Genomic DNA, 17,097 nt, shown 5'->3' on the forward strand with positions numbered 1-17,097 from the left:
AAGGGGCCCGCTCGGTCGAGCAGGCCCCATGAATCGCGAACGTCAGCCGATGCGCCAGGTGTCTCCACCCATGAGCAACTCGCTCAGGTCGCCGGGGCCCTTCTGCGCCACCGCTTCCTCGAGCTGCTCGGCCATGAGCACGTCATAGGCCGGCCGGTCGACGCTGCGGAAGACGCCGATCGGCACGTGCTCGAACGCCGGCTCGTCCAGCCTGCTGAGCGCGAAGGCGATGGACGGGTCGGGGTTGTGCGCGTCGTGCACGAGGATCTGGTCCTCGCTCACGCCGTCGCGGGCCACCACCTCGATGCCGCCGGACGCGGAGCGTACGACCGCCTTGGAGGCACTCGCGATCGGCTGCCCGTGCTCCAGCCGCAGCGTGATGTCGTCGCGGACCGCCGGGTCCTTCAGCTGCTCGAAGGCGTTGTCGTTGAAGATGTTGCAGTTCTGGTAGATCTCCACCAGCGACGTGCCGCGGTGCGCGGTGGCCTCGCGCAGCACCGACTGCAGGTGCTTGCGGTCGGAGTCGATGGTGCGGGCCACGAACGACGCCTCGGCGCCGATGGCCAGCGAGATCGGGTTGAACGGCTTGTCCAGCGACCCCATCGGCGTCGACTTGGTGATCTTGCCGACCTCGGAGGTGGGGGAGTATTGGCCCTTGGTCAGCCCGTAGATCCTGTTGTTGAACAGCAGGATGTTGAGGTTGACGTTGCGGCGCAGCGCGTGGATCAGGTGGTTGCCGCCGATCGACAGCGCGTCACCGTCACCCGTGATCACCCACACGCTCAGGTCCGGGCGGGAGGCCGCCAGGCCCGTCGCGATCGCCGGCGCCCGCCCGTGGATGGAGTGGAAGCCGTAGGTGTTGAGGTAGTAGGGGAAGCGCGAGGAGCACCCGATGCCGGACACGAACACGATGTTCTCGCGCTTGAGGCCCAGCTCGGGCAGGAAGCTCTGCACCGCGGCCAGGATCGCGTAGTCCCCGCAGCCGGGGCACCATCGCACTTCCTGGTCGGACTTGAAGTCCTTCAACCCCTGCTTGACGTCGGTCTTGGGAATGAGGGACAGGCCCTTCCCGTTCACGAGCTCAGTCACTGTCGATCACGTCCTGAATGACTCCGGCCAGCTCCTCGGCCTTGAAGGGGAGCCCGCGCACACGGTTGTAGCTGATCACGTCGACGAGGAAGCGGGCGCGCAGCAGCAGGGCGAGCTGGCCGAGGTTGATCTCGGGCAGCAGCACCTTGTCGTAGCGCTTGAGCACCTCGCCGGTGTTGGCGGGCAGCGGGTTGAGGTGGCGCAGGTGCACCTGGGCGACCTTGCCGCCACTCCTCCTGATCCGCCGCACCGCCGCGGCGATCGGCCCGTACGTCGAGCCCCACCCGACGACCAGCACCTTCGCCTCGCCGTCCGGGTCGTCCACCTCCAGGTCGGGCACGTCGATGCCGGCGATCTTGGCGGCCCGAGTGCGGACCATCAGGTCGTGGTTGTCCGGGTCGTAGGAGATGTTGCCCGTGCCGTCGGCCTTCTCGATGCCGCCGATCCGGTGCTCCAGACCGGGAGTCCCGGGAATGGCCCAAGGACGGGCGAGGGTGTCGGTGTCCCGCTTGAACGGCAGGAACTCGCCGTCCTCGCCGTTGGGCGTGGTGGTGAAGTCCTGCGAAATGTCGGGCAATTCCGAAACTTCGGGCAGGCGCCAGGGCTCCGAGCCGTTGGCCAGGTAGCCGTCCGAGAGCAGCATCACCGGGGTGCGGTATTTGACCGCGATCCGGGCCGCCTCGATGGCCGCGTCGAAGCAGTCGCTCGGCGACATCGGCGCCACGATGGGCACCGGGGATTCGCCGTTGCGGCCGTACATGGCCATCAGCAGGTCGGTCTGCTCGGTCTTGGTCGGCATGCCGGTGCTCGGCCCGGCACGCTGCACGTCCACGATGATCAGTGGCAGCTCGGTGGTGACCGCGAGGCCGACCGTCTCGGCCTTCAGCGCCACGCCGGGACCCGACGTGGTGGTCACGCCGAGCGCCCCGCCGAACGCGGCCCCCAGCGCCGCGCCGACGCCCGCGATCTCGTCCTCCGCCTGGAAGGTACGGATCCCGAACCGCTTGTGCTTGCTGAGCTCGTGCAGGATGTCGCTGGCCGGGGTGATCGGGTAGGACCCCAGGAACAGCGGCAGCCCGGACTGCACGCCGGCGGCGATCAGACCGTAGGCGAGGGCCTGGTTGCCGGAGATGTTGCGATAGACGCCGGGTGCGAGCTTGGCGGGCTTGACCTCGTACGACACCGAGAACGACTCGGTCGTCTCGCCGTAGTTCCATCCCGCCTGGAAGGCCGCGATGTTGGCCTTGGCGATCTCCGGCTTCTTGGCGAACTTCTGCTCGAGGAACTTGATCGTGTGCTCGGTCGGCCGGTGGTAGAGCCAGCTGAGCAGACCCAGGGCGAACATGTTCTTCGACCGCTCGGCGTCCTTCTTGGACAGCTCGAAACCTTCGAGGGCCTTGACGGTGAGCGAGGTCAGCGGCACCGCGTGGACCCGCCACTCGCTGAGCGAGTCGTCCTCCAGCGGGTTGGTGTCGTAGCCGACCTTCTGCAGGTTGCGCTTGGTGAACTCGTCGATGTTCGCGATGATGTCGGAGCCACGGGGCAGGTCGCCGAGGTTGGCCTTGAGCGCCGCCGGGTTCATGGCAACGAGGACGTTCGGCGCGTCGCCGGGCGTCAGGATGTCGTGGTCGGCGAAGTGGAGCTGGAAGCTCGACACGCCCGGCAGGGTGCCTGCGGGCGCGCGGATCTCGGCCGGGAAGTTGGGCAGCGTCGAGAGATCGTTGCCGAACTCTGCCGTGCCGGCCGTGAAGCGGTCGCCGGTGAGCTGCATGCCGTCACCGGAGTCGCCGGCGAATCTGATGATCACACGGTCGAGCTGCTGGACCTGCTTCGTCACAGCTCAGTCCTCCTCGACGCGCCAAGGCGCGGTTGCTTCGGGCGCGTTCTCTGTATCCATGCTAGATCCTCGGAAGGTCACGCGTTTGCAGCCCGCGTAAAGCGGGTAAACGCGGGCGGAGTCAGGGTGAGGTCGGAGAACGACGACACAGTCCGGACGCGAGCCTGCAGAGGTCTACATGCAGGCGGGCGAACAGGACGGTTCGGGTCACGAGCGCCAACTATACGTCCCCCCAACACGTGTGCTACGTCAGGGGCTTCTTACGCGAAGCTCGCTCCCTGACCTGTACAGGCGTCCGGCCTGCATCCCAGCAGAGCCGTACAACTCTGAAACGGTGACGAAGGTGTAACCCTTCCCGCGCAACCCTTTGAGGATGGCCGGAAGCACGTCAACCGCTTCCCGATCGATGTCGTGCATGAGAATGATCGCACCCGGATGCGCCCCCCGCACAGCACGGTCCGCGATGTCTTTGGCGTCGTCATTGGTTTCTTTAGGGTGCCCTGCGATCTCTTTAGAGGTGTCTTCAGGTGTGCCCTTTTCGCCCGCGCTTTCAGCCCCTCGCAGGTCCTCGGTGTCGACGTCCCAGGTGACCAGCGCGAGCCCCATTTCGTGCGTGACGTCGCGCACATCCTGGCTCACGGCCCCGTACGGCGGCCGCACCAGGGTCGGCGCCTGGCCGGTGGCGGCCGCGATCACGTCCTGGGTCTTTTCGAGCGAGTCGGCGATCTTGCTGGTCGTCTGCTTCGACAGGTCCCGGTGCGCCCAGGTGTGGTTCCCGACCAGGTGGCCCTCCTGGCTCATCCTGCGCAGCAGCCCCGGCTGCGCGGCCGCGCTGGTGCCGACCGTGAAGAACGTGGCCCGCGCCCGGTGCTCGCGCAAGAGGTCGAGCAGCCGGCCCGTGTGAGGCCCGGGCCCGTCGTCGAACGTCAGCGCCACGCATTTGGTCTTGGCGCAGTCCACCGTGCCCGCCCTGCTGCTGAGGGCGTCGGGGCGGGTCGTGGGTGCGACGGGAGGCTCGTCGTGCGGAACGTTCGCCTGCTCCCGCACGCTGTCCTGCGCCCGCCGTCCCAGACCGGACAGCAACGGCGCGGCCTGCTCCGCCGGCACCGCCACGGCCAGCCGGCCCAGCGAACACGGCCCGATCTGGCAGTCGTCGAACTCGACGACCAGGTCCCCGTTCCGGTTGAACGCCATTGAGTCGAACTGGTCGCCGTCGGCCGTCACCTCGTCCTGCTCGACCTGCGGCCCGCGTACCTTGAGCCCGTCCTTGACCAGCACCGCCAGGCGGCGCAGCGCGTCCTTCCCGTCCAGCAGGCCGGTGGATTCGAGTGCCTTGCCGTTGCGCCGGTCGTACCAGTAGGTCTGTGTGGAGTTGCCCCAGGTCGCGCCGAGGAACTCGCCGGTGCGCAGCCGTACGGCGATCGCCTGGGGGGTGACCGCGGCCAGTTGCCACTCCACGTTCAACTCGGGGCGAGGGCCTTTGGGGCCGGTGCCGGTGCGCGCGCGGAAGTCTTTCAATTGGCGCTCGGCCTGGGCGCGCAGCGCGCGGTTGAGGGCGGGGGCGTCGGCGAGCTCGGGGTAGGTGATGTGCACGTATCGGCTGGTGGGGGAGTCGCCTTCGGTGAGCGTTCTGGTCGTTAAGCCGGTGACGGTCGCGGGGTCGGCAAAGTCGATCAGTGTCGGCTCTGCCGGGACCATGACGTCCCGCTCGGACGAGGTTCCGGTCCAGCCGCAACCTCCGGCCGAGAGGGCCAGCAGAGCGATTCCGGAAAAGAATCGCGTTTTGTGCATGTGTGTCAGGTTATGGGGCTGATCTTGGCATTTACCCCGTTTTGGGGTGATGGTGTGGGAGGTTTTGACCGACTCCTGGTTTGAGCCGGCGTTCTCTGGGTGGACGGGGGCCGCTGGGTTACGATCGCCTCATGGACGGCTACTTCGGGTCCTACGTGCTCGTCGCCGCGCTGCTCGCCATCGGTGTCGCCATCGTGGCCGGGGCCCTGACCGCCAACCGCCTGCTCCGCCCGAACCGTCCCACGCCGGACAAGCTGACCACGTACGAGTGCGGGGTCGACCCGGTGGGCGAGGGATGGGCGCAGTCGCAGGTCCGCTACTACGTCTTCACCTACCTGTACGTCGTCTTCGCGGTGGACGCCGTCTTCCTGTTCCCCTGGGCCACCGTCTTCGACGCGCCCGGCTACGGGGTGACGACGCTGGTCGAGATGTTCGTTTTCCTGGGATTCATCGCGCTGGGCATCGTGTACGCGTGGCGCAAGCGCGTACTGACCTGGACCTAACCCTGGCGTGCGCTGCTGTTTCTTTGCTTGACCTGCGATCCGCGCAAGAATGGACAACATGGCAGCAACGGATCTCCCGATGCCCACGGTGGGGCCACTCTCCCGGTTGGCGCCCAAGCCGATGCGGTTCGTGCTCAACTGGGGCCGCCGCTATTCGCTGTGGGTGTTCAACTTCGGGCTGGCCTGCTGCGCGATCGAGTTCATCGCGACGTCGATGAGCAGGCATGACTTCATCAGGTTCGGGGTGATCCCGTTCGCGAACGGCCCGCGGCAGGCCGACCTGATGATCGTCTCAGGCACCGTCACCGACAAGATGGCCCCGGCCGTGAAGCGGCTTTACGAGCAGATGCCCGACCCGAAGTACGTGATCTCGTTCGGCGCCTGCTCCAACACCGGCGGCCCCTACTGGGACTCCTACTGCGTGACCAACGGCGTGGACCAGATCATCCCCGTCGACGTCTACGTGCCGGGCTGCCCGCCCCGGCCGGAGGCCCTCCTGTACGGCATCATGAAGCTCCAGGAGAAGATCGCGCAGGAGAAGCTCGGCGACCGCTACCTCTTGTCCCGCTCCCACGCGGAGGAGGCATGAACGCCGAGGTCGCCGCGCGTTTCGGCGACCGCGCCCAGATCTCCGAGTCATACGGCGACACCACCATCGACGTCGGCCCCGCCGACTGGATCGAGTTGCTGACGTTCGTCCGCGACGACCTCGGCTACGCGTTCTTCGACTGGCTGACGGGGGTCGACGACCCGCCGGACGCCTTCCTCGTCGTCGCCCACGTCTACAACCCGGTCGCCGGCCGGCGCCTGCTGCTGCGCACCGGCGTGCCCCGCGCCGACCCGCACCTGCCCTCCGCCGTCGGCGTCTACCGGGGGGCCAACTGGCACGAGCGCGAGACGTACGAGATGTTCGGCGTGATCTTCGACGGCCACCCCTACCTGGTGCCGCTGCTGCTTCCGGACGGCTTCGAAGGCCACCCGCTGCGCAAGGACTTCATCCTGGCCGCCCGCGTGGCCAAGGCCTGGCCCGGCGCCAAGGAGCCCGGCGAGTCCGGACACGGCGCCCCGAGCCGCCGCAAGACTCTCCCGCCGGGCGTCCCTGCCGATTGGGGACAACCGGATGCCTGACCTGCCGTGATCGTTTGGGAGCTTTGATCTTTTGGGAGCCTTGGGAGCCGCCCGATGCTTGACGTAGTGCTCAGCTTCGCCGTCATCCTCGTCGTGTTCCTGGTGCTGCCGCTGATCATCGGGCAGACCGAGCACAAGGTCATGGCACACATGCAGTCGCGCCTCGGCCCCATGTACGCCGGCGGCTTCCACGGGTGGGCGCAGCTCATCGCCGACGGCGTGAAGTTCGCGCAGAAGGAGGACGTCATCCCGGCCGCGGCCGACCGCCGCATCTTCATGATCGCCCCCGGGGTCGCGCTCGTCCCCTATCTGGTGGTGCTGATCGCCATCCCCATCGACCGCGGCCTCGTGGCCGTGGACCTCGACCTCGGCCTCTTCTTCGTCCTCGCCGTCATGGGCATCGGCGTGCTGGGCTCGATCATGGCCGGGTGGGCGTCGGCCAACAAATATTCCGTGCTCGGCGGCATGCGCTCGGCCGCCCAGCTCGTGTCGTACGAGCTGCCGCTGGTCCTGGCGGCCTCCTCGGTGGCGATGGCGGCGGGCACGCTGTCGATTCCCGGGATCGTGGAGGCGTGGCAGTGGTGGTGGCTGCCGTGGCAGGCGATCGGCGGCGTGGTCTTCTTCATGGCCGGGCTGGCGGAGCTGCGCCGGCCGCCGTTCGACATGCCGATAGCCGAGTCCGAGATCATCATGGGCCCGATGACCGAATACACCGGCATGCGGTTCGCCCTGTTCATGCTCGCGGAGTACGCCGGGATCGTGGTCCTGTCCTTCCTGACCACCGTGCTGTTCCTGGGTGGCTGGCACGGCCCGTTCCTGCCGGGCTGGCTGTGGACGCTGGTCAAGGTCTTCCTGCTGGCGTTCGTCGTGATCTGGCTCCGCGTGACGTACCCCCGGCTGCGCGAGGACCAGCTCCAGAAGCTCGCCTGGGCCGGCCTCGTCCCCCTGGCCCTGGTCCAGCTGGCCCTCACCGGAGTGGTGAAGGTCCTCACCTGAGAGTTCTTTCGTTCAGCGCCAGGAAGGCCACTCCTTGACACCCGGCCGTATCAGTTGATGATCGCCATCATCACATCGGCGGCCGACGGCCGCTCGTCAGGCCGCTTGCTGAGACAGGCCCCCACGACCCCGCGCAACGCAGGAGGCAGTGGCGACAAATCCGGATGAACGGTGAGCACCCGGTTGAAGACGGCAGGCACGGTGTCCTCCCCGAACGCCGGCCGCCCCGTAGCCGCGAACACGATCGTCACCGCCCAGCTGAACACATCCGAAGCCGGCCCCACCGCCTCCCCGGTCAGCTGCTCGGGCGACATGTAAGGCGGCGTCCCCACCATTTTCCCGGACGTCACGGTGACCTGATCGAGCGCCCGTGCGATCCCGAAGTCGATCACGCGCGGCCCGTCGTGCCCGATCAGCACGTTGCTCGGCTTGAAATCGCGATGCACGATCCCTGCCTTGTGGATGGCCGCCAGCGCCCCGGCTGTGGATAACGCCAGCCGGGTGAGGCTGTCGGCGTCACGCGGCCCGTACTTGCGGACGAGCTGCTCCAGCGAGGGGCCTTCCACGTATTCGCTGACGATGTAGGGGTATTGCCCCGTGATGTTCACATCGAGCACCCGGGCTGTGGAAAACGTCGCCACCCGCCGGGCCGCATCCACCTCCCGCGCGAACCTCGCCCGCGCCGTCTCGTCGACCAGATCGTGCAGCACCTTCACGGCGACCCGCACCCCGTTGGGCGCCATGGACAGGTAAACCGCCCCCTGCCCGCCGCGCCCGAGCGGCTTGATCACCCGGTAATGCCCGATCCACTCGGGCTCCCCCTGACGCCGCTGATGACTCGGCGCGGTGGTCCGCTGCCCCAGATCCACATGCTGGTATGCCGGTGGCGGCAGCGGCGGCCGCAACCGCGCCCGCGCCATCATCGGCACCAAAATCCCCGAGTGGATGAGCCCGCCGAACCAGCTGACCAGGAGCCCCAGCGACACCAGCCCGGCCAGCGGATCGGGAATGTACTCGAAATCGTCGTAGGCAAGCACCGCGATCACGAAGGAGCCGATGCAGACCAGGTAGACGGAGGCGGCGACGACCTGGAACACGCTTCGCAGCCAAAACCCGGCGAACCCGATCGTGAACGGGGTCGCCAGGCCGCACGTGAGCAGGGGCAGGCAGGCCCACACGACGGAGGCCGCCCACGCCCCGCCACTGGGGCGGACCGGATGGCTGTGCTGCATGGCGGAGAGACTATCGCCCTTGCCGTAGTTCATATCGGGCATGTGTGCAGCTTGTGGATAACCTCGGGCTATCCTGTGGATAGCTGTGGAAAAACTGGGGACAATGCGCTGGCTCATTCACGTGCGGAGCCAAGTGCGTCATGATGTTGAGCTATGGGGCGTATACCGGGAGTCGGGCTTGCAAAGGGGCTGTCCATCACCCTTCGCCACATGCTGCGCAAATCCGTCACGCAGCAGTATCCCGAGGTCAGGCCCGCCCTCCCGCCCCGCAGCCGTGGGGTAATCGCCCTAGTCGAGGAAAACTGCACCTCCTGCATGCTCTGCGCCCGAGAGTGTCCTGACTGGTGCATCTACATCGACTCGCACAAGGAGACGATCCCGGCCCCTGAGGGCGGCCGCCCGCGCCAGCGCAACGTCCTCGACCGCTTCGCCATCGACTTCGCCCTGTGCATGTACTGCGGCATCTGCATCGAGGTATGCCCCTTCGACGCGCTCTTCTGGTCTCCGGAGTTCGAGTACGCCGAGGGCGACATCCGCAACCTGCTGCATGAGAAGGACCGGCTGGCCGCCTGGACGCAGACCGTCCCGCCGCCGCCCGCCCACGACCCCGGTGCCGAGCCCCCGAAGGAACTCACCGCCGCCCCCCGCCGCCCGGCCGCCGAACGGCCCGCCCGTACGGCAGGCACGCCGCCCAGTCGCGAAGCAGGCACGCCGCCGCGCGCCCGTACACCTCGACCGGACAAGCCCTCGCAACCCCCCGAGCCAGGCACAACCCCCACCACCGACCCCTCAGGCCGCGAGCCCACATCCAGCGCGGCAGAACCACAAGCCACGCCTAGCCCTCGAGGACCGCAAGCCACGCCCAGCGCCGGAGGGCCCGAAGCCGCTCCCCGGGCCGGAGGGCCGGAAGCCGCTCCCCGGGTGGCAGGGCCGCAAGCCGCTCCCGGGGCGGTGGAAGGCGAGGCCGGGGCGGTGGAACGAGAGGTCGGGGCCGGAGAAAGCACGGCCAAGGCCGGAGAAGGTACGGCGAAGGCCGGAGAAGGCGGGGTCGGCACCGGTGCGGCGGAGCGGGAAACCGCCACCAGGGCCTCAGACCGCGAGCCCACAGCGGGCGCACGAGCAGAGCAGGGCGCCGCAAGAGCAGAGCAGGCCGGCGCACCGGACGCAGAGCCGACCACGAGCGCACCTGGGACCACACCCGGTGCCGCCGACAGGCCCCAGCGCCCACGCCGACCGATGACGAACATCCGGGCAATCCGCCCGCCCGGCACCCTCCCGCCCCGTCCCGAGGGCAAGACCTCCCCACCCCGCGCCCAAGGCGACGTCCCTCCATCCGCAAGCTCGACCCCGGACAGCCCTCCCCCCGCGCCCGTCGCCGGAACCGCGGAAGGCCACGAGCGCGGGACGACGACCGAAGGCCCTGAGCCAGAGGCGACCGAAGGCCGTGAACCGGGGGCAACCGGAGGCGGCGAGCCCGGGACGACCGAAGGCCGTGAGCCCGGGACGACCGAAGGCCGTGAGCCGGGGGCAACCGGAGGCGGCGAGCCCAGGGTGACCGGAGGCCGTGAGCCTGGGACGGAGGACGGGCCGAACACGGAGACCCCCTCCACAGAGCGAGGACGGGCTTCATCCACAGGCGAGCCGTCCGCAGAGAAGTTGTCCACAGCTCCAGGCGAACCGCCCCCGCAGCCCGAGCCGGAGGAGCAAGCTTCTGCCCCGGGCCCTCGCCGACGCAGAATGGCCGACCCACGGTCCATTCGTCCGCCAGGCGGGAGCGGCCCTGACGAGACAAGGGAGTCAGAGGAGGAGTCGTGACCGAGGCGGTGCCCTCCTACCTGTCACCCACCGGGCAAGAGATCGTGTTCTTGCTGCTGGGCGCGGTAGCGGTTGGATCGGCGCTGCTTGTCGTCACGACCAAACAACTGGTCCACGCCGCCCTCTGGCTCGTGGTCTGCTTCGGCGCCCTGGCGGGTTGCTATCTGGTGCTGACGGCCGAGTTCGTGGCCTGGGTCCAGGTGCTGATCTACGTGGGCGCGGTGGTCGTGCTGTTGCTCTTCGGGATCATGCTCACCCGCGCCCCGATCGGCCGCTCTGCCGATCTCGACAGCGGCAACCGGCTGGTTTCGGCCCTGGTGGCGCTCGCGACCGCGGCCATCCTGGTCACGGTGGTGATCGACGGGTTCCGCACGGCGTACACACCGCTCAAACCCGGCGAGGGGGCAGCCAAGGAATTGGGCGCCAGCATCTTCGCCACCTGGGTGCTGCCCTTCGAGGCGCTGTCCGTGCTGCTGCTCGCCGCACTGATCGGCGCCATCGTCCTGTCCCGCACGGACATCCCCGGCGGCCAGCCATCGGATCAGACCCCAGGCTCCTCGCCGCCTGATCCCGCCGAAGGCCACTCGCCACTGCGACAGCCAGGCGGTAACTCGGCGTCCCGACAGTCCGGCGGTGGCTCGGCCTCCCGACAGTCCGGCGGTGACTCGCCACCCCAACAGACCGGCGGTAACTCGGCACCCGATCAAACCGGGGGTCATTAGTGCACATCGTCTACCCGGCGGTCGTCTCCGCTCTCCTCTTCTCTGTCGGCGTCTACGGCGTGCTCGCCCGGCGCAACACGATCCTCGTGCTGATGTCGGTGGAGCTGATGCTCAACGCCGTCAACCTCAACCTGGTCGCGTTCGACGTGTGGCTGGCCGACCGCCTGCACAGCGGCCAGGTGCTCACCCTCTTCATCATCGTCATCGCGGCCGCCGAAGTGGGCCTGGGCCTGGCGATCGTGCTGGCGCTCTACCGCAACCGCCGCACCGTCGACATCGACCACCTCCGCGACCTCGCCGAACCCACCGACGAACAACCAGGCGCCCGCACCACCCACAGCCCGGCGGCACCGGCACGAGTCCACGCCGATGTCGCAGGTGGCACGTCCGGGCCCGCCCCCGCGCCAGCGGACGGGCCTGCCCCCACCCCAGCGGACGGGCCCACCCCCACGCCAGCAGGCAAGGACGCCGAGCACCGAAGTGACCAGGCGGAGCCTGACGGCGACCGCGAGGGCGAGCAGCCCGCCAAGCGAGGTGGCACGCTGTGACGACGTTCCCGCTGCTGGCCGTGCTCCTGCCGTTCGCCGCCGCCTTCGCGGGCCTGCTGCTCTCACGCTGGCCACACCGCCGATCAGCCGAGGCCCGGCCCGAGGGCGGCGCAGAGGCAAGCGGAGGCAACGCCGGACCCGGCCGCGGCCATGCGGCACCACCCCAAGCCCACCTGGCCATAGCGGCAGGCGAGCGAGCGAACAACCGAGCAGCCTGGCTGGCCATCCTCCCGACCGCAGCCTCGGCAGTGCTGGCCGCCGGACTGGCGTGGGCGCCGGGCTTCGCCTTTCTCTCCGGCGCCACCGCCACCTCGCCACAGCCCACCGGCCAGGCCTACGGCACGATCGTCACCGGCGGCATCCCGATCTCGCTGACCCTGCAGGCCGACAGCCTGTCCAGCATCATCGGCGTCCTGGTGACCGTCGTAGCCCTGGCCGTACAGGTCTATTCGGTCGGCTACCTCAAAGACGACCCGCGCTATCCCTCCTACAGCGCGTTCATCAGCCTGTTCACCAGCGCCATGCTCCTCGTGGTCTACGCGGGCGACCTCCTGGTCCTCTACGTGGGCTGGGAGATCATGGGCCTCTGCTCATACCTGCTCATCGGCCACTGGTGGGAGGACCGCGGCAACTCGCGCGCCGCGGTGAAGGCGTTCCTCGTCACCCGCCTGGGCGACGTCGGCTTCCTCTTCGGCATCTTCGTGCTGGGCACGGCGGCGGGGAGCTTCCGCATCGCCGACGTGCTGGCGAAGGTGCCGGAAATGTCCGCGGCGACCCTGGTGACCGCCACCATGCTCCTGCTGGCGGGTGTGGCCGGCAAGAGCGCCCAGGTCCCGCTGCACACCTGGCTCCCGGACGCCATGGCGGGCCCGACGCCGATCAGCGCGCTCATTCACGCCGCCACCATGGTCGCCGCCGGGGTCTTCATCGTGGCCAGGCTCTTCGGCGCCTTCGCCGCCGCGCAGCCCACCATGGACGTGCTGGCCGTCGTGGCCGCGCTGGGCATGCTCGGCGCGGCCCTGGCGGCGCTGGCCCAGGACGACCTGAAACGCGTGCTGGCCTACTCCACGATCAGCCAGCTCGCCTACATGGCGGGCGGCCTGGCGGCGGGCTCCGACACGTCGGCCATCTTCCACCTGTTGACCCACGGCGCGTTCAAGGCACTGCTGTTCCTCTGCGCGGGAGCGGTGATCCACCACGTCGGCTCCAACCTGATGACCCAGATGGGCGGGTTGCGCCGTGAGCTGCCGGTGACCTTCGTGACCATGACGATCGGCTTCGCCGCCCTGATGGGGATCCCTCCGGCCAGTGGGTTCTTCAGCAAGGACGGCATCTTGCTGGCCATGGACGAGGCCCTGTCGACCGGCACGCTGACGGACGCGGCCGCCCTCCTCCTGTACGGGTGCGCGCTCGCGACCGTGGCCGTCACCGGCGCGTACGCCACCAGAGCCTGGCTCCGCACGTTCTTCGGCGAGGCGAGGGCGGTGGCGCTCCCCGAGCCGGAGCCCGGCACGGCCCATGTCGTGGACGTCACGGAAGCCCCCAAGACGATGCTCGTGCCCGTCATCCTCCTCGCGGTCCCGGCTCTGCTGCTGGGCTTCGCCGGCGAGCCGCACCTGGACCTGGGCGTGGCGGCCATCAGCGTGGTGCTGGCCCTGCTCGGCGCGGGGGCGGTGTACGCGTTCTGGCGCGTCGACCCCATCGCCGACCCGGCGCGCTTCCTCGGCCCGCTGCGGCTGCCGTGCGAGCGTGCGTTCTACGTGGACGGCCTCTACGCCGCGCTCTTCGCCCGCCCGGTCCTGGCCCTGGCCAGGCTCGTCATCAGGACGGACGACGCGGTCGTGGACGGTGCGGTACGCGGCTCCGGCAGGTCGGCCCGCGGATTGTCCGGAATGCTAAGGCTGGCGCAAAACGGCAACGTCCAGCTCTACGTGAGCGGCCTGCTGGCCGGCGTCCTGCTGATCGCGGTGGGGGCGGTGATGTTCACGTGAGCGGACGGCCTCGCCTGGGCGTCATGACGTTGCCCGTGGACGTGAGGGCGGTGATGTTCACGTGAGCGGACGGCCTCGCCAGGGCGTCATGACGATGCCCGTGGACCTGAGGACGGTGGTGTTCGCATGATGGGCTGGCTCCCCGTCGCGCTGCTGGCCGTGCCACTGGTCGGCGCGCTCGCACTGCTCGTCTCGCCGTACGCCCTCCGCCCGGCGCTACGCACGTACGGCCTGATCCTTTCTGGGATCACGCTGGCGCTGGCCGTGCTGCTGGTGGCGACGTTCGACTACGGCCAGGCCGCGCGGCAGCAGTTCGAGGTGGACCTGCCGTGGATCCCCGGGCTGGGGCTCCGCTTCCACCTCGGCGTCGACGGCATCTCGTTGCCGCTGGTCGCGTTGACCGCCTTGCTGACGTTCCTGTGCTTCGTCTACCTGTGCTGGGGCGGCGCCCGGGCCTCGTTCATGAGGGCCAGGCCGAGAGCGCTCGTGTTCACGCTGCTGGTGCTCGAAATAGGCATGATCGGCACGTTCCTTGCGCTCGACCTGCTGCTCTTCTTCGTGTTCTTCGAGATCGTGCTGATCCCGATGTACTTCCTGATCGGCATCTGGGGCGGCGAGGGCCGCCGGGCGGCGTCGATCAAGTTCATCCTCTACACGCTGCTCGGTTCGGTCGTGATGCTCCTCGGCCTGCTGCTCGTCTGGGCCCAGACCGGCACGCTCGACATCGAGGCGCTGAGCGCGTCCCATGGCGCCGGCATGTCCAGATCCGTGCAGATCCTGGCATTCGTGGCGATCGGCATCGGCCTGGCCGTCAAGACCCCCATGTGGCCCCTGCACACCTGGCTGCCCGACGCCCACACGGAGGCTCCCACCGTGGGCTCGGTGCTGCTGGCCGGGGTGCTGCTGAAGATGGGCACGTACGGCTTCGCGAGGATCGCCATACCGATCCTCCCCGAGGGGGCGGCGGTGGTGGCACCGTGGCTGGGGGCGTTCGCCGTGGTCGGCATCGTGTACGGCGCCCTGGCGTGCCTCGCCCAGCGTGACCTCAAACGACTGATCGCCTTCTCCTCCGTCGGCCACATGGGCTTCGTCCTGCTGGGTTTCGCCACTCTCACTCCGGTGGGCATCAACGGCGCGCTCTTCGCGAACATCGCCCACGGCCTCATCACCGGCCTGCTGTTCTTCCTGGCGGGAGCGATCAAGGATCGCTACCACACGGCCGACATTCCTGCGCTGGGCGGCGGCATGCTGGCTACGCTGCCGCGCCTCGGTTCGGTGCTCACGTTCGCGTCCATCGCCTCGCTCGGGCTGCCGGGGCTGGCCGGGTTCTGGGGCGAGATGCTGGCGCTCCTCGGCGCGTTCCAGCCGGCGAACGGCCTGCCGCGCGGCCTGTTCCTCACGTACATGGTGATCGGCGGCCTGGGCGCGGTCCTGACGGCCGCGTACTTCCTGGTCATGCTCTCCCGCGTCACCCACGGCCGCCCCCGGCACGCCACTCCGGCGCAGGCCGACGGCGGTGAGATCGAAGGGGGGCCGGTCGCGGAGATCACCGCCCTCGACGATCGCCTGATCCACGAACCCCCGGACGAGCGCCCCGTCGAACCCCTCACCTCGTCCCCGGCCCGCGCGGCGACGGCCACTCTGGAGACACCGGACTCGCACGCTCCTCCGGGCATCCCCGAGTCAGCCGACATCAGAGGCCACGAGTTGCTGGCCTGGACCCCGCTGGTGGTCCTGATCCTGCTCTTCGGGCTCTGGCCCGGCCTCCTGCTGTCCCTCACCACACCGGCCGTGCAGATCCTGCTGGGAGCCGTCTCATGATCCAGCAGATCGACTATTTCGCGATCGCACCTCCTTTGGTGCTCGCCCTGGCGGCCGGCCTGGTGCTGCTGCTCGACGCATTCCTCCCCGTCCGCCCGCGCACGAAGAGCGGGCTCGGGCTCGTCACGCTGGCCGGCGTCCTGGTCTCCCTGGGTTTCGTCGTCGCCCAGGCGACCAGGCCCCCGCAGCGGACGTTCTGCGTCCCGCCCAACCTCGCCGGGGCGGACACGCTGTGCTCCTTCGTGGTGGACCGGTTCACGCTGGTCTTCGCGGGCCTGGTGCTCGCTGCCGCCGTGGTGATCGTCCTGCTGTCGATGACGCAGCTGGCAGGCGGCGGCATCCCGGTGGGCGAGTGGTACTTCCTCCTGCTCTGCACCCTCGTCGGCGCGGTGACCCTGCCCGCCTCCCGTGACCTGATCATGCTCGTGGTGGCGCTCGAGCTGGTCTCTCTCCCGGTCTTCGCGCTGACCGCCCTGAAGCGCTATGACGGCAGGTCCTCGGAAGCGGCTGTGAAGCTGTTCGTCGTATCAGTCGTGTCGACGGCGGTCATGCTGTTCGGGGTCTCGCTTCTGTACGGCATCGCAGGCACGGTTTATTTGTCCCGCCTGGCCGCCGTCTTCAGCGGCCGGATCCCCGCGCCCGGCGTGAGCACGGCGCTGGCGGCCGGCCAGGACTTCCCCGCCGTGGTCACGGTCGGCGTCGTCCTCGTCGTGGCCGGCTTCGCCTTCAAGATCGCCGCCGTGCCGTTCCACGCCTGGGCGGCCGACGTCTACCAGGGCGCTCCCATCCCGGTGGCCGCCCTGCTCTCGGTCATCTCCAAGGCGGCCGGGTTCGCCGGGCTGATCCTCGTACTGAGCACGGCTCTGTCCGGACAGGCCGCCACCTGGGTCCCGATCATCGCGATCATCGCCGCGCTCACCATGACCGTGGGCAACCTGCTGGCCATGCGGCAGCGTTCCGCCGTACGCCTGCTGGCCTGGTCCTCGGTCGCCCAGTCCGGCTACATCCTGGCCCCATTGGGCATCGCGCAGACCACGGCGGCCACCGCCGGGGGAGCGATCAGCGCGTCCACCGCGTACCTCGTCATCTACGCCGCCATGAACCTCGGGGCCTTCGCGGTCGTCATGCTGATCTCCAGGACCGCCCCCCGCAACGAGCTCGACGACTACCGCGGCCTGGCACTGCGCAGCCCCGCGGCGGGCGTCGCGCTCGCGTTCTGCCTGATCTGCCTGGCCGGTCTGCCCCCGGGCCTGGCGGGCCTGTTCGCCAAGGTCTTCGTCTTCCGCGCGATCGTCGACGGCGGCGCCGGCTGGCTGGCGCTGGTCATGGCGGTCAACACCGTGATCGGCCTCTACTACTACGCCGTCTGGACGGCACGCCTGTTCACCCCGGCCGGGGAAGGAGCGCCCAGGGAGGGGGCGCAGGCCGGGGGAAGGACGCTCGCCTCGCCGGCGATCTGGCCGGCGATCGGCCTGGCGGTGGCCGTGGCGATCGTGTTCTCATTCGCGCCCCAGCTGGTCCTGGACGTGACTTCGCTGTCTTGATCCGGGGTGCGGGGGTCGCGCTCTGCCCTCAGTTGAGCACTGCGGGGAACGAAGAACCGGGTCACCATCGTTGGACGGGT

Annotated in this window: 15 protein-coding genes; 10 read left to right on the forward strand and 5 right to left on the reverse strand. The window is 69.1% G+C overall.

Annotated features, from left to right (window positions below):
• Positions 1-42: 42 nt before the first annotated feature.
• The 4 genes from ACTMTI_RS47145 to ACTMTI_RS47160 form a co-directional block, all read right to left on the reverse strand.
• Positions 43-1,089, reverse strand: a complete 1,047-nt coding sequence (locus tag ACTMTI_RS47145; RefSeq protein WP_441127395.1) for a 2-oxoacid:ferredoxin oxidoreductase subunit beta — start codon at positions 1,087-1,089, stop codon at positions 43-45.
• Positions 1,082-2,926 (reverse strand): 2-oxoacid:acceptor oxidoreductase subunit alpha, encoded by a 1,845-nt coding sequence (locus tag ACTMTI_RS47150; protein WP_441127396.1) that lies wholly within the window; start codon positions 2,924-2,926, stop codon positions 1,082-1,084. The genes ACTMTI_RS47145 and ACTMTI_RS47150 overlap by 8 nt, the downstream gene beginning before the upstream one ends.
• Before the next feature lie 121 nt (positions 2,927-3,047).
• Positions 3,048-3,137 carry a putative leader peptide gene (locus tag ACTMTI_RS47155; RefSeq protein WP_311132193.1) on the reverse strand — a complete coding sequence of 30 codons (90 nt, stop codon included), beginning with the start codon at positions 3,135-3,137 and terminating at the stop codon, positions 3,048-3,050.
• Between the two features lie 38 nt (positions 3,138-3,175).
• Positions 3,176-4,717 (reverse strand): polysaccharide deacetylase family protein, encoded by a 1,542-nt coding sequence (locus tag ACTMTI_RS47160; protein ID WP_441127397.1) that lies wholly within the window; start codon positions 4,715-4,717, stop codon positions 3,176-3,178.
• Between the two features lie 131 nt (positions 4,718-4,848).
• On the opposite strand from ACTMTI_RS47160, the gene ACTMTI_RS47165 reads away from it, so the two are divergent.
• The 4 genes from ACTMTI_RS47165 to nuoH are packed head-to-tail and all read left to right on the forward strand — an operon-like array spanning position 4,849 to position 7,344.
• Positions 4,849-5,220, forward strand: a complete 372-nt coding sequence (locus tag ACTMTI_RS47165; RefSeq protein WP_441127398.1) for an NADH-quinone oxidoreductase subunit A — start codon at positions 4,849-4,851, stop codon at positions 5,218-5,220.
• 58 nt (positions 5,221-5,278) lie between these two features.
• Complete coding sequence (locus ACTMTI_RS47170; protein ID WP_441127399.1) at positions 5,279-5,809, forward strand: NADH-quinone oxidoreductase subunit B; 531 nt, start codon at positions 5,279-5,281, stop codon at positions 5,807-5,809.
• On the forward strand, positions 5,806-6,348 hold the full coding sequence (locus ACTMTI_RS47175) for an NADH-quinone oxidoreductase subunit C (protein WP_441127400.1): 543 nt from the start codon (positions 5,806-5,808) through the stop codon (positions 6,346-6,348). The genes ACTMTI_RS47170 and ACTMTI_RS47175 overlap by 4 nt, the downstream gene beginning before the upstream one ends.
• 54 nt (positions 6,349-6,402) lie before the next feature.
• Complete coding sequence (nuoH, locus tag ACTMTI_RS47180; RefSeq protein WP_441127401.1) at positions 6,403-7,344, forward strand: NADH-quinone oxidoreductase subunit NuoH; 942 nt, start codon at positions 6,403-6,405, stop codon at positions 7,342-7,344.
• A 50-nt stretch (positions 7,345-7,394) separates the two neighbouring features.
• Here nuoH and ACTMTI_RS47185 read toward each other — a convergent pair whose 3' ends face one another.
• Entirely contained in the window at positions 7,395-8,618 is a 1,224-nt protein-coding gene (locus tag ACTMTI_RS47185; RefSeq protein WP_441127402.1) for a serine/threonine-protein kinase, read from the reverse strand.
• Between the two features lie 168 nt (positions 8,619-8,786).
• Between ACTMTI_RS47185 and ACTMTI_RS47190 the strand changes: the two genes are divergently transcribed.
• The 6 genes from ACTMTI_RS47190 to ACTMTI_RS47215 all read left to right on the forward strand — a co-directional run bounded on the left by ACTMTI_RS47190 (position 8,787) and on the right by ACTMTI_RS47215 (position 17,017).
• Positions 8,787-10,391 carry a 4Fe-4S binding protein gene (locus ACTMTI_RS47190; protein WP_441127403.1) on the forward strand — a complete coding sequence of 535 codons (1,605 nt, stop codon included), beginning with the start codon at positions 8,787-8,789 and terminating at the stop codon, positions 10,389-10,391.
• Positions 10,388-11,113 (forward strand): NADH-quinone oxidoreductase subunit J family protein, encoded by a 726-nt coding sequence (locus tag ACTMTI_RS47195; protein ID WP_441127404.1) that lies wholly within the window; start codon positions 10,388-10,390, stop codon positions 11,111-11,113. The genes ACTMTI_RS47190 and ACTMTI_RS47195 overlap by 4 nt, the downstream gene beginning before the upstream one ends.
• Positions 11,113-11,661, forward strand: coding sequence for an NADH-quinone oxidoreductase subunit NuoK (gene nuoK / locus ACTMTI_RS47200; protein WP_441127405.1), 549 nt, complete (start codon positions 11,113-11,115; stop codon positions 11,659-11,661). The genes ACTMTI_RS47195 and nuoK overlap by 1 nt, the downstream gene beginning before the upstream one ends.
• Complete coding sequence (locus ACTMTI_RS47205) at positions 11,658-13,652, forward strand: NADH-quinone oxidoreductase subunit 5 family protein (RefSeq protein ID WP_441127406.1); 1,995 nt, start codon at positions 11,658-11,660, stop codon at positions 13,650-13,652. Before nuoK ends, ACTMTI_RS47205 begins: the two co-directional genes overlap by 4 nt.
• A gap of 129 nt (positions 13,653-13,781) precedes the next feature.
• Complete coding sequence (locus tag ACTMTI_RS47210) at positions 13,782-15,473, forward strand: complex I subunit 4 family protein (protein ID WP_441127423.1); 1,692 nt, start codon at positions 13,782-13,784, stop codon at positions 15,471-15,473.
• Complete coding sequence (locus ACTMTI_RS47215) at positions 15,470-17,017, forward strand: NADH-quinone oxidoreductase subunit N (RefSeq protein ID WP_441127407.1); 1,548 nt, start codon at positions 15,470-15,472, stop codon at positions 17,015-17,017. The genes ACTMTI_RS47210 and ACTMTI_RS47215 overlap by 4 nt, the downstream gene beginning before the upstream one ends.
• Positions 17,018-17,097: the final 80 nt, after the last annotated feature.

Source organism: Nonomuraea sp. H19 (assembly GCF_052068215.1).
Lineage (GTDB): Bacteria > Actinomycetota > Actinomycetes > Streptosporangiales > Streptosporangiaceae > Nonomuraea.

What these genes read in the sequence shown, in the direction of transcription:
- ACTMTI_RS47160 (WP_441127397.1), bottom strand. Translation starts at nt 4,717, where the DNA reads ATGCACAAAACGCGATTCTTTTCCGGAATCGCTCTGCTGGCCCTCTCG.
- ACTMTI_RS47165 (WP_441127398.1), top strand. Translation starts at nt 4,849, where the DNA reads ATGGACGGCTACTTCGGGTCCTACGTGCTCGTCGCCGCGCTGCTCGCC.
- ACTMTI_RS47170 (WP_441127399.1), top strand. Translation starts at nt 5,279, where the DNA reads ATGGCAGCAACGGATCTCCCGATGCCCACGGTGGGGCCACTCTCCCGG.
- ACTMTI_RS47175 (WP_441127400.1), top strand. Translation starts at nt 5,806, where the DNA reads ATGAACGCCGAGGTCGCCGCGCGTTTCGGCGACCGCGCCCAGATCTCC.
- nuoH (WP_441127401.1), top strand. Translation starts at nt 6,403, where the DNA reads ATGCTTGACGTAGTGCTCAGCTTCGCCGTCATCCTCGTCGTGTTCCTG.
- ACTMTI_RS47185 (WP_441127402.1), bottom strand. Translation starts at nt 8,618, where the DNA reads ATGCCCGATATGAACTACGGCAAGGGCGATAGTCTCTCCGCCATGCAG.
- ACTMTI_RS47190 (WP_441127403.1), top strand. Translation starts at nt 8,787, where the DNA reads ATGCTGCGCAAATCCGTCACGCAGCAGTATCCCGAGGTCAGGCCCGCC.
- ACTMTI_RS47210 (WP_441127423.1), top strand. Translation starts at nt 13,782, where the DNA reads ATGGGCTGGCTCCCCGTCGCGCTGCTGGCCGTGCCACTGGTCGGCGCG.
- ACTMTI_RS47215 (WP_441127407.1), top strand. Translation starts at nt 15,470, where the DNA reads ATGATCCAGCAGATCGACTATTTCGCGATCGCACCTCCTTTGGTGCTC.